At 62.1% G+C, this 11,320-nt stretch carries 12 protein-coding genes and 1 pseudogene; 10 read left to right on the plus strand and 3 right to left on the minus strand.

All coding sequences use genetic code 11. The features are described 5' to 3' along the window. A partial coding sequence (locus NP3_RS45380; RefSeq protein ID WP_063047880.1) for an SDR family NAD(P)-dependent oxidoreductase occupies positions 1-695 on the plus strand: 695 nt, incomplete at its 5' end. A gap of 50 nt (positions 696-745) precedes the next feature. On the opposite strand, the gene NP3_RS45385 is transcribed toward NP3_RS45380, so the two are convergent. Next, positions 746-1,042 carry a hypothetical protein gene (locus NP3_RS45385; RefSeq protein WP_157124990.1) on the minus strand — a complete coding sequence of 99 codons (297 nt, stop codon included), beginning with the start codon at positions 1,040-1,042 and terminating at the stop codon, positions 746-748. Between the two features lie 136 nt (positions 1,043-1,178). On the opposite strand from NP3_RS45385, the gene NP3_RS45390 reads away from it, so the two are divergent. Genes NP3_RS45390 through NP3_RS45400 form a run of 3 tightly spaced genes read left to right on the plus strand, consistent with a single transcriptional unit; the run spans position 1,179 to position 3,506 of the window. Then, a complete protein-coding gene (locus NP3_RS45390; RefSeq protein WP_084509702.1) occupies positions 1,179-1,769 on the plus strand; it encodes a nuclear transport factor 2 family protein in 591 nt (196 codons plus the stop codon). After that, a complete protein-coding gene (locus NP3_RS45395) occupies positions 1,766-2,542 on the plus strand; it encodes an SDR family NAD(P)-dependent oxidoreductase (RefSeq protein WP_063047883.1) in 777 nt (258 codons plus the stop codon). The genes NP3_RS45390 and NP3_RS45395 overlap by 4 nt, the downstream gene beginning before the upstream one ends. A gap of 22 nt (positions 2,543-2,564) precedes the next feature. Beyond that, complete coding sequence (locus NP3_RS45400) at positions 2,565-3,506, plus strand: MBL fold metallo-hydrolase (RefSeq protein ID WP_063047884.1); 942 nt, start codon at positions 2,565-2,567, stop codon at positions 3,504-3,506. Between the two features lie 31 nt (positions 3,507-3,537). Here NP3_RS45400 and NP3_RS45405 read toward each other — a convergent pair whose 3' ends face one another. Continuing rightward, positions 3,538-4,164, minus strand: a complete 627-nt coding sequence (locus NP3_RS45405; RefSeq protein WP_169814694.1) for a TetR/AcrR family transcriptional regulator — start codon at positions 4,162-4,164, stop codon at positions 3,538-3,540. Between the two features lie 136 nt (positions 4,165-4,300). On the opposite strand from NP3_RS45405, the pseudogene NP3_RS51055 reads away from it, so the two are divergent. The 3 genes and pseudogenes from NP3_RS51055 to NP3_RS45420 all read left to right on the plus strand — a co-directional run. After that, positions 4,301-4,489 (plus strand): annotated as a pseudogene (locus NP3_RS51055) (transposase); the annotation flags it as partial. 178 nt (positions 4,490-4,667) lie between these two features. Continuing rightward, a complete protein-coding gene (locus NP3_RS45415; RefSeq protein ID WP_063047887.1) occupies positions 4,668-5,687 on the plus strand; it encodes an LLM class flavin-dependent oxidoreductase in 1,020 nt (339 codons plus the stop codon). Positions 5,688-5,794: 107 nt separating this feature from the next. Beyond that, positions 5,795-7,306: an aldehyde dehydrogenase family protein gene (locus tag NP3_RS45420; protein ID WP_063047888.1), complete on the plus strand. Its 1,512-nt coding sequence runs from the start codon at positions 5,795-5,797 to the stop codon at positions 7,304-7,306. A gap of 432 nt (positions 7,307-7,738) precedes the next feature. On the opposite strand, the gene NP3_RS45425 is transcribed toward NP3_RS45420, so the two are convergent. Beyond that, positions 7,739-8,488 (minus strand): SDR family NAD(P)-dependent oxidoreductase, encoded by a 750-nt coding sequence (locus NP3_RS45425; protein ID WP_063047889.1) that lies wholly within the window; start codon positions 8,486-8,488, stop codon positions 7,739-7,741. A 193-nt stretch (positions 8,489-8,681) separates the two neighbouring features. Between NP3_RS45425 and NP3_RS45430 the strand changes: the two genes are divergently transcribed. From NP3_RS45430 to NP3_RS45440, 3 genes are read left to right on the plus strand one after another with little or no spacing between them, the layout of a single operon-like run. After that, complete coding sequence (locus NP3_RS45430; RefSeq protein ID WP_063047890.1) at positions 8,682-9,299, plus strand: cysteine hydrolase family protein; 618 nt, start codon at positions 8,682-8,684, stop codon at positions 9,297-9,299. After that, positions 9,296-10,204 (plus strand): TIGR03619 family F420-dependent LLM class oxidoreductase, encoded by a 909-nt coding sequence (locus NP3_RS45435; protein ID WP_063047891.1) that lies wholly within the window; start codon positions 9,296-9,298, stop codon positions 10,202-10,204. Before NP3_RS45430 ends, NP3_RS45435 begins: the two co-directional genes overlap by 4 nt. Before the next feature lie 55 nt (positions 10,205-10,259). Then, a complete protein-coding gene (locus NP3_RS45440; RefSeq protein WP_063047892.1) occupies positions 10,260-11,129 on the plus strand; it encodes an SDR family NAD(P)-dependent oxidoreductase in 870 nt (289 codons plus the stop codon). The last annotated feature ends 191 nt before the right edge of the window (positions 11,130-11,320 follow it).

The following is an 11,320-nucleotide window of genomic DNA, read 5'->3' on the forward strand; positions in this document are numbered from 1 at the left end:
AGGGGATCGGGGCGGCGGCGGCTTACGGATTCGCCAAGGCGGGTGCGACGGTTGTGATTGGTGCGCGACGTGCCGAACACGTCGAAAAGCACGCCGCCGCCATAAATGATTTCGGCGGGAAGGCACTGGGCCTTCGACTGGACGTCACCGACGAAAGCAGTTGGCGACATTTCGTCGACGAGGCGATCACCCGATTCGGTCGGATCGACGGTGCATTCAACAACGCTGGCATCGATCAGAAACCGGCAGTGCTGGATGAGGTTTCGTTGGAGGAGCGGCGGGATGTCTTCGCCGTGAAGGTGGATGGCACATTTCTGGGAATGAAGTACCAATGTAAGGCGATGGCCGAACACGGTGGCGCGATCGTCAACCACGGTTCGGCAATTGCCGAGCTGGGCATCGGGGCCCTGCCAGCACCGTGTGCTTCCCAGGCTGCCGTGATCGGACTGACGAAATCAGCGGCGCGCGCGTATGGGCCGAAGATCCGAGTCAACCTTCTCTCCACGGGTGCGATCATGACCCCCGAGCGGGTCGGTACCGATATGTACTCCGCCGAGTTGCCGATTGTGCCGGCGAAACGCCCGGGTCGCGCCGAAGAGGTGGCTGCGGTCGCAGGATGGCTACTTTCGGATTACGCCAGCTACCAGACCGGTGCACTGGTCGCCGTGGATGGCGGCGGGCCGAGCTGGGCCTGAAAGATATTTCGATGAAAAGGTCGGCCGCCGCTGTGCTGATCGGGGCGGAACTAGGCGCCAGCGGGGCGGCTTCCTCGTCGTTGGCTGAGCCGGTTGACGGCGCGGTCATCGATCAGATCGGTGCCGTGAGTGGTGAGCATGGGCAAATCGGTGATCCGATCACCGCCGAGCCTCAGCAGCGACGCCTCGACCTCGCATATGCGCGAATGGCAGGCGAATCCCTGAGTGTGGTTGACATCGGTATTGGCCTCGCTGGCCCGATCGATCGCTCGGGCCAGCGCGCCTACGCGGCCGACCAAGTAGCGCGCGTCACCCAGATCCATTGTCCCGGCAGCTTGTTCAGCCAACGGGACGAGCGGCCACAACGCTCGCCGTCACGGCAGACCCTGCGGGCCGGTGCGCGGGGCGGGTCGACGCCGCGTGTGAGGCCTGTGAGCTTCATCTTGTCGCATCCGGCCGCGGGCCACGCTGCGCGACCATGCGATGTCACTACAACGACGGGTTAAGGAGCCTGCCTTGAAATGTCCTGTACCACTGAATGCTTGGTCAGACGGCGCCCAGTTTCGCGGTGATCATCGCGCTGAGATCACGGCGTTGATGTATCGGTTCATGTTCGCTATGGATTTCGGTGATCGCGATGTATTCGCACAATGCGTGACAGATCCAGTGCTGTGGGATCTGTCCAGCAATGCGTTTCCGCTTTCGGGGGGACCAGCTGACAAGGCTCCCGTGGAGCTTGGTCGCAAGGAGTTCGTGGCATTGGCGCTACCTGAAGCGCACCACGACGACACAACCTACGTGCAGCACGACATCAGCAACCCGTTCATCGTCTTCACCGGCGAGCGCACCGCCGACATTCTGGCCAATGTGCAGATGCGGCAATTCCGGTATGGCGCCGATTCATCCGGAGTGCAGACCGCCCAACGGCTCGAACTGAGCGGCTATTACTCCAACACCGTTGAACTCGACGAAGGTCGCTGGCGCATCCGGGCTTTGCGGTTGACGATGCGAGGGTTCGACCCCGCCGAACTTGCGGCCGCGGCAGAGGCACGTCTCCGACAGGAGGCACTGTGAACGCCAGACTGCAGGGCAAGCGATGCGTGATCACCGGTGCCGGCTCCGGGATGGGGCGAGCCGGCGCGCGTATGTTCGCACGAGAGGGCGCCCGAGTTGCTGTCGTCGACCTCGACAAGGATCGGGTCGATGAGACGGTGGCCGAGATCGCTGAAAACGGCTGGACAGCCGAAGGGTTCGTATGTGATGTGACCGATTCGGCGGCCGTCCAGGATTGTGTCACCGAAATCGCGACACGCTTCGACGGCCTGGATTCGTGCTGGGCGAACGCGGGAAGCGGAGGCGAAGGCACGGTCATCACCACCTCCGACGCGGTCTGGGAACGGGTCATCGACCTCAACCTCACAGCGGCGTTCTACACAGCGCGAGCAGTGGTCCCACACCTTGTGCAAGCAGGCGGCGGATCCCTGATCTTCACGTCGAGTTCCGGGGCGTTGTTCGGCACTCCGAACGTCGCGTCGAACATGGCGGCCAAAGCGGGGCTGCTGGGTCTCACCAAGCAGATCGCGCTCGACTTCCTGGCTGACCGAGTGCGCGTTAATGCAATTTGTCCTGGACCAATTCTTACCGCCACGCTGCGGGCGGCATTGGACGAACGAGACCGCCAGCACGGCGCCGAACCGGGCAGCACGTTGACGGCCTTCACAGCCCAGCACCCACTGGGCAGAATCGGCGATCCCGACGAGGTCGCCCACGTCGCGCTGTTCCTCATCAGCGATGAGGCGTCATGGGTCAACGGCCAACACATTGTGGTCAGCGGCACCGGTGCGTAACAATCCAAGAAAGTGGTGAACGATGAAGGTCGGCGATCTGGAGATCCAACCCGTCTGGGATGGAACGATGGTCTTCAACGAACCCCCCGGGTTTCCCCCTCACGACAGCAAGGAGTTCGCTCCGCACTCGAGATACATCACCAGCAACGCCGAATTCCACGCTGACGTTGGCGGTTTCCTCATTCGCAGCGGCGACCAGCTCGTCTTGGTCGACGCCGGCCTCGGCCCCAGCCATGACGGCGGCATCCACCGGCCCGCAGACGATCCGGCGGGGGTGCAAGCCTATGCCGATATGTTTCGCCGGTTCGGCATGCCGGAGTCTGAGGTCGCTCTCACTGTGAATGCTCTGGATCGCCAATCCGTCCGCTGTGGATCGTTGCCGGAGAGCCTGCGCGGACTCGGTGTGCACCCCCGCGACATCACCGACGTGGTGGTAAGCCACATGCATCCCGATCACATGGGTTGGGTCTCAGCGGAGAACCGATCGACATTCCCGAACGCCCAAATCTGGGTCCATTCTGCGGACTCGGCCTACTACCTCGAGGGAGACCCCACCGATGAGACCGGCTTCCGCGTGCTGTTGGGCGTCCCATCCATGCGAGACCGCATGTCACCGGCCAAGAATCAGATCAAACTCTGGACCAATGACACCCATGTCGCGCCGGGGATTCTTCTGCGCCATCTGCCCGGGCACACTCCGGGAAACGCGATCGCCGTAGTGTCCTCGGCGGGCGAAACCGCCTACATTCTCGGCGACACGTTTCATTGCGCGATGGAGCTCATCGACCCGACGTTTCACATTCGCGGTGACCTCGACCCAGAGCTTGCACTTCGTCAGAAGGACGTCATCCGTAAAGAAATCGAGGATGGCAACTTTCCCGCAGCTTCCTCACACTTTCCAGGACTGTCCTTCGGTCGTATCGTGACCTACGATCGCTCACGAACATGGACCTGGGTTGACTGACCGCGTCATCATGACGCCAGGCATCGCCGAATTACGCGCGACCGAGCGCGAGCAGCCATTGCCGATTGACCGCTCCAATCAGCAATTCTCGATCCAAGGACGGATCGGTGGCGACATAGTAGGCGACCCTTTCCGTCATGCCTCCCAATACGTAGGCCAAGGAATCCGCATCGACTGCAGCATCCAACTCGCCGCGCGACTGCATACGCTTCAGGACCGACGCGAACTCATCGAAGTAGCGTCGGCGCACCTGCGTCAAGACCACCTGCGCATCGGGCCGAGTACGCGCTACCTCGTCAAAGAACTGAAGTTGCGGCGCAAACCGTTCGTACAAGTCGAAGTACCTGCGGTTCTCCACGTCGAGCCGAGTCATGAAGTCGAGTCCGTCTACCTGATCGGCGGGGCGGATCTCTTCTCGCAGAATTTCGGTCACCCGTTGGAGAACTTCTTCGAAAATGGATTCCTTAGTGGGGAAGTAGACGTAGAACGAGCTGTGACTGAGCCCGGCCTCGGTCGCAATCACCGTGGCATTGGTGGCGGTATAGCCGTACTTCGGGAAGCAGACCATCGCGGCCTGCACCAACCGTTCACGTGTGCGCCGACCTCGGCCAGTCAACGGAATCGAGGGGTTTCGTTCACCAAAGACGGGTTCGCTCATCGCATGCATTATCACACCCGACGCGGCAAAAATGACAACTTGGACCATGTCTCACCCGGATGTGGTTCCGGTGTGGCGCACCGGAATCGGTTGAGTTGCATGATGTTCGGTCGCGGTGGCCCCATTGTCGTAGCGCCTGGTGCCGGACGACTCGCTGTTGCCGAAGTTCGCTTCGCGCGCTCGAGGTGGCGGAGTCGTGCCGGTGGACAAGCGAGCAGTGTTCACGGCGGTGGTATACGTGCCGACCAGTGGTGGTGCGCAGCGCCTGCTACCGCCATCGGTGACGGTTCACCGTCGGTTCAGCGTGTGGACGGTGGCCGGCCTCGGCTGCCATTTCGTCGCCGGGTCCCCGCGCGAGATTTCGGTGGGCGACCGAACGTGGCGAGGTTCCGTCGACGGACTCAACATTTGCACAGAAGAGAGCACCATCGTCGCGCCCAACCGGTCCCGGGCACATTCCTCGTCTATGACCGCACCCTGTCCCTCGCCCCACAAGGAGGCCGATGATGAAGCTGGCTAGCGAAATCCGTTGGCAAGACCGCGATTTCCGCGTTCCGATCGAGCGGATCAAGGCTTGCGAGCGATATGGCTATGATGCCGTGTTCGCCGCAGAGGGATTCGGATCCGACTGCTCTACACCTCTGGGCCATGTCGCGGCGCATACCAGCCGACTGACTTTGGGTACGCGGATTGCGCAGGTCACCGGGCGATCGCCGGGCGTGACGGCGATGAGCTTCCAGACGCTGTCTGCCATGGCGGATGGGCGAGTGATAGCGGGCCTGGGCAGTAGCTCGCCGGAAGTGTCTGCGGGACTGCATGCTCGACCATGGGGAAGTCCGCTTCACCGGATGCGCGACTTCGTCACGCTGCTCCGGCAGGGATTTTCAGGGCAGCCGCTGAAGAATCACGGTCGCGAAATCGATGTACCCGCAGACGGTGGTGCGCCGATGTCGACGTTCCTGCAACCAACGCCGCACATCCCGATCCTCGTGGGTGCAGCGGGACCGAAGATGATCAGCACCACAGCTGAGATTGCTGACGGCTGGTTCCCGGCCGCCTTCTCCCCGGGCATGCTGGCGACGTACATGCCGCTTCTCGAGGAAGGCTTCCGACGAGCCGGCAATGGGAAATCGATTTCCGACTTTCAGGTCTGGGCCCATGTCGATGTCCTGGTCGACGATGACGTTCGGGCGGCGATGCGAAAATTCAAAGAGTACGTAGCGATGTGGCCCCAGCTGCAACACGCGCAGTTGGCTTCGCTCGGCTACCCAGAGCTGAGCCGGACCTTGCAAGAACTGACCGCGGCCGGGCGCCACCAGGAAGCCATCGAGGCCGTTCCTGACGAATACATCGACCACGGATGGTTGGTCGGCCCCCTGTCGCGGATCGCACGCAATCTTGACCCATGGCTGAGCAGCGGCCTGACCGGGCTCATCATTCGTTATGGGCCGCAAGGGCCCGACCAACGGTACGAGGAGCCCGATGAGGTGTTCAAGGCAATCGCGGACGCGGTCAAAGGCTGATTCCCGCAGGAAAGAGCGAGCCGATCGCGGATGCAGGGAGGCATTGCTTCGTCAACAGCCTGTCAACGGGCACATGAGTTTCATTCGAATCGGAAGGTTTATCACGCATGGCTAAGACAACCGCACCTGAACTGGTATGCAAAATCCGCATTGGCGACAAAGATCTTGATCATGGATCCGGCGGCGTCTACGAACACCGCCATCCCTATGACGGGGTCGTCCAGGCCGAAATTCCGTTGAGCGGCGCGTCCGAGGTTGACGAGGCGGTCACCGCTGCGCAGCTCGCCGGTGAATCATGGCGTTGTTGGCGACCGGAGGCCCGGCGAGACGTACTGTGGAGACTCGCTGACCTTATCGAGCAGAATGCCGAACGCTTCGCCGCTCTCGGGGCCGCGGACACCGGGACACCGTATGCGATGGGGCTCGCGGGTACGCTCGGAGCCGTCGGCTGGTTCCGGTACTACGCGGGGTGGTGCGACAAGATCTCCGGCGAAACCACTTCCAGTCTCGATACCCGCTCGGAGCTGACCTACACCATGCCTGAGCCATACGGTGTGGTGGCGTTGATCATTACGTGGAACGGTCCGATTATCTCATTGGGGATGAAAGCCGCCGCCGCGCTTGCAGCAGGCAACTGTGTGGTCATCAAACCCGCGGAGGTCACCCCGTTCGTGCCCGACTTGTTCGCTGTCCTCGCCAGGGAGGCCGGGATACCGAGCGGCGTGGTCAGCAACTTGCCAGGAGCCGGCGAATGCGGCGAAGCGCTGGTGAAGCATCCCGGCATTGCGAAGGTGAGTTTCACCGGCGGCCCGGTCACGGGGCGTCGGATAATGGCGGCTAGCGCCGAACAACTCAAGCCGACTGTGATGGAATTGGGCGGCAAGTCGGCCAGTCTCGTCTTTCCGGATGCTCCGGACCTGGAAATCGTTTGTCAGCAAGCTGTTTCGTCAACAATCGGCATTCTCGCCGGACAGGGCTGCTCGCTGGCCACTAGGCTGGTCGTTCATGCCGACATCTACGAGCAAGTCGTTGACCGGATCGTCGAGATCGCGAGTGAGTACACGCTGGGTGACCCTCTGGACCCACAAGTTCAGGTGGGGCCACTGATCAACGAAGCCGCCGTAAACCGTGTCTTGGGAATGCTGGACCGAGCGCGAGCTGATGGTGCGGCAACTTTTCGGCTCGGCGGAGGGCGACCAGCAGGAGAGCTCGCCGAGAGAAACTTCGTCGAGCCAACGATTCTCGCCGATGTCGACCCCCATCACGAGATCGCCCAGGTGGAGATCTTCGGCCCAGTTCTGGTGATCATCAAATTCCACGACGAGGACGAAGCCGTCAGATTGGCAAATGCAACCGACTATGGACTGGCCGCCTACATCCAGTCAACAGACGTGACGCGGATCCATCGCCTGGCCGAGCGGCTCAGGGCAGGTGGGGTGTATGTCAACGGCGCCTATCAGATCAATTCTCACACGCCATTCGGAGGTGTGGGTATCAGTGGGTTCGGCCGCGAAGGCGGTCGTGCAGGCCTCGACGAATTCCTCCACTACAAGGCGGTTTCCATCGCCGACAACCAGCGCGCCTCGATTCTCCCCGAGTACGACGATCGACAGCCGTAGGTTGCGGCCCATGACTTCTCGGCCACGCATGGCACGAGGAGCGGCGACGTCGAGAGCCGAATAGTGCGTCGGTGATGGGTACATAGTCGTTGGAATTCCAAACGAACATAGTGTTCGTGCGGCAGCCTTGCCGAACGCCGCCAACTCGTCTGTGACCGGTGGCAGCGCGAGCCTTGCCTGGCGGTCGGCGGCAATCCGATCGCTCGGCGGGCACCTTGCGGAATGTTTGGCATTCGGCGTTGAGCTCGCTACGGCCGCCGCGCCGGCCGATCGCTACTTCGCCGTCTCATACCAGAACCCCTGGCGCCGATACTCACCGGTGAGTCAGGGTGCACCAGCCAGCGAACAGATCTGTCGATTGTCACGGTGACCGTTCTCAGCTATTTTCCTGATGCCCTGGATGGTTTCGCATGTGCCGTGTCGGGCGGCGTTTCATGCGCCGCCGGAAACCTGTAGCACCTGGCCAGTGATGTAGCTCGCTGCATCTGACAGCAGAAACGCCACGACGCGTGCGACCTCCCGGGGATCCGCGAGCCTGCCAACAGGAACGGAACTCAACATCTTTCGTTGAATCTCGTCGGGCACGGTGTTTACGCGAGGAGTCCGTGTAAATCCAGGCGCCACCGCGTTCACGCGTACACCGTCGGCTGCCAACGCCAAAGCCGTGGATGCTGTGAGGGCGTTGAGGGCAGCCTTCGACGCCCCGTAGGCAATCATCGTGGGGCTGGGGCGCATGGACTCGATGGAAGAGATGTTGACCACCGCGCCACGACCACTGCGTTTCAGGTCATCCATGAGCAGCCAAATGAGCTGAAACGGCGCTTCGGTGTTGACGCGGAACATTTTTCGCCACAGCGTGACGTCCAGTTGTTCGGGTGCAACCATGCGGGAGAAGGCGGCATTGTTGACCAACAAGTCCACGGTACCCAGATGCTTGTGCACCTCGTCGACGAGTTGTCGGGGCGCATCGAGATCCGACAGATCCGCGCCGACCATTATCGCGCGCCCACCTGCGCGTTCGATATCGGCCAACGTCGCCTCTGCCGCGGCACGGTCGGCACGGTAGTTGATTGCGACGGCCGCCCCTCGCTGAGCCAACTCGACAGCGATGGCGGCTCCGATTCCCTTGCCGCCACCGGTGACCAGTGCCACCCGGCCCTGCATATCGTCGACGTCAGCCATATGTCTACTCGTTTCTTTCGGGAACCTGGCGCTGCCAGGCTCCTTCGGGGTGGAACCAGATAATCTAACTAATCTATGGTTGTATGGGCTGCATGTCCAACACCGATCTTGCGCGGAACGCTGCTGACAACGAGAAGCCGGGGGGCCGGCGCCGATGACAGCCGCAGATTCGTCCAGAGCTATCCGAGGTCTCGTGTCCGGCCGCCGCGCCGCTGTCGTGATTCACGAGTGGCAGCGTGTGACCGTTGACCCATCGACGGCTACCGTTCCGGGGCTCGCCGAGCATGCGCGGTCGCGCGGTGCCACCGACCGGATAAATGCGATTACTACGGCCGCACGTGCCGCCGATATGCCTGTGGTGTGGTCAACGATCGAGCCGAGGCGAGACCGGATCGGCACCTCGGGTGGTTGCTTGGTACTTGCGGGACTGATCAACAGCACTCTTGCAGCGGGCACCGAGCTGGCCGAGCTCCACCCGGATCTCGTGACTATGGAGTCTGATATATGGATTCGTCGGGTCCACGGACTCACGCCGTTCCATCACACCGAGTTGGAGTCGTACCTGCGTCAACTGCGGGTCGAAACGGTGATCTTCGGGGGAGTGTCGACCAATATCGGCGTTATCGGGGGCGTGATCGAGGCGGTTAACCGGGGCTTCTCGGTTGTGGTACCGGAGGATTGCATTGCCGGAAGTTCACCTGAAGTCCACGACTTCCTTGTGGCTCATCAGCTGAGATTGGTTGCCACCATCACCGACAGTGCGTCGGTAGTCGCCGCACTGACGGCCATCTCGACCGGGGTGCCGGCATGAAGTTCACTGTCGAGTACCCGGTTGGTGGGCCCGGTCACGACCGCGCGTTACTGAGCAAAGCCGGCTTCACCGCGGTCGCCAGTACCGCCGACAAGCTCAGGTTCGATGCCATTGCCTTCACTGAACACCCGGCGCCATCAATGAAGTGGCTGGAGCGGGGTGGGCACGACACGCTGGATCTTGCCTCGTCACTCGCCTTCAGTGCTGCGGTGACCGATCATATTCGACTGATGACGCACCTTCTGGTGCTTCCGTACCACAATGCCTTCGCGGTAGCGAAGGCATTGACCACCATCGACCTGCTCTCGGATGGGCGCCTGACGGTCGTGGCTGGAACGGGGTACCTCCGCTCGGAGTTCTTTGCCATGGGCGTCGACTTCGATACCCGCAACGAGCGCTTCGACGAGGCATTGAACACCATGAAGTCATTGTGGTCAGCCGGTCCGGACCCAACGTCCTTCGATGGGAAGTTCTTTCGAGGCATCGGAGTCGCCCACATTCCCGGGCCTTTCCAGCCTGGCGGCCCTCCGATTCTGATCGGTGGCAACAGCCGGTTGTCCCGGCGTCGGGCCGCGCAGAATCGGGGCTGGAGCCCGCTTGTGGTGCCTGAGGAGATCGCGCAGACTTCACGGACCGCGGCGCTGACTCTCGACACGTTGTCGGTCGGAATCGCGGAGGTACGCGAGCAAGCCGTCGTTGCGCAGGGTGAAAACGCCGAAATCACTGTTCAGGTGCAGGGTCCGCACAGTGACTTCCTTCGCCGCGACATAGGGGAGGAGGAACACCGCGATCTGCTCGGCCGTCTGGCCGAGATGGGTGTCGACTCGTTCGTTCTCCAACTTCCTTGCACGTCCGTTGGCGCAGCGCTGGACGGACTCGAGCGGTACGCCGGGATGTACCTATGACAGGCGGTGCAGACGGCGGTTCGGTGGCACAACTAAACGTAAGAGGTGAATGCCGATGGGTACGAATCATCTTTCGCGGCTTTCGCTGGACGGCCAAGTCGCTGTGGTAACGGGTGGTGGGGGCGGCATCGGACGTGGCGTAGCGTTGGCACTTGCTTCCGCGGGCGCAGCCGTCGTTATCGGGGATATCGAACCGGTGCGGTGTGAAGAGACCGTTGCGGCCATCACCGCAAACGGCGGCCATGCCGTCGGGGTGCCCACGGACGTCATGGAAGTTGCCCAGGTGGGCGCATTGATAGGAGCGGCGGACCAACAATTCGGACGCCTCGACATCCTCGTGAACAACGCCGGGGGAGTGGTAAGCAAGCCCTTTCTCGAGCAGAGTGAGCGCAGCTGGCGCCGTCATATCGAAATCAATCTCGTGTCGATGCTCGCCGCCACTTCTTCGGCGGCGCCCCTGATGATCAGTGGTGGTCGCGGCGGATCGATCGTGAACATCTCCTCCATCGAGGGGACCCGCGCCGCTCCGTCCTTCGCGGTCTACGCGGCGTGCAAGGCCGGGATGATCAGCTTCACGAAGTCGATGGCTCTCGAGCTATCGGAGCACGGCATCCGTGTCAATTGCATCGCGCCCGACCACACGGCCACACCCGGCTCGCGCGGGCAAGTTCGAGGCCCGGTCGACGAATCCGCATGGCCAGCCGTGGCGCCCGATGTTCAGTCGGCGATGGATCGCCTCATCCCGCTTCAGCGGGAAGGATTTGTCGACGAGTGTGGCGATGCCGCTGTGTATCTCTGTTCGCGAATGGCATCATACGTTACCGGCGTGACGCTGCCTGTCGACGGCGGAACCTCGGCCTCCAATGGCTGGGTACGAGGCCGCAACGGCCGCTGGACCCTCAATGAGGGGTTGCCACTCACCTAATTTTCACCCGCAACAGCCGCGGCCAGCCTGTCGGCACGACACAGCTTCCGCGACCATTTCGGGGATCTTCTTGGTACGCGCGCGATCTCGCTATGGAGTGTGGCGGGTCCGCTGCGGTCACACGCCAGTCCATATTGACCTACGGTCATAGTTGTGGGCCTGGACAGGCGGGATATCGGAATCCAGCACGT

Source organism: Nocardia pseudovaccinii NBRC 100343 (assembly GCF_001613225.1).
GTDB classification, from domain to species: Bacteria; Actinomycetota; Actinomycetes; order Mycobacteriales; family Mycobacteriaceae; genus Nocardia; species Nocardia pseudovaccinii.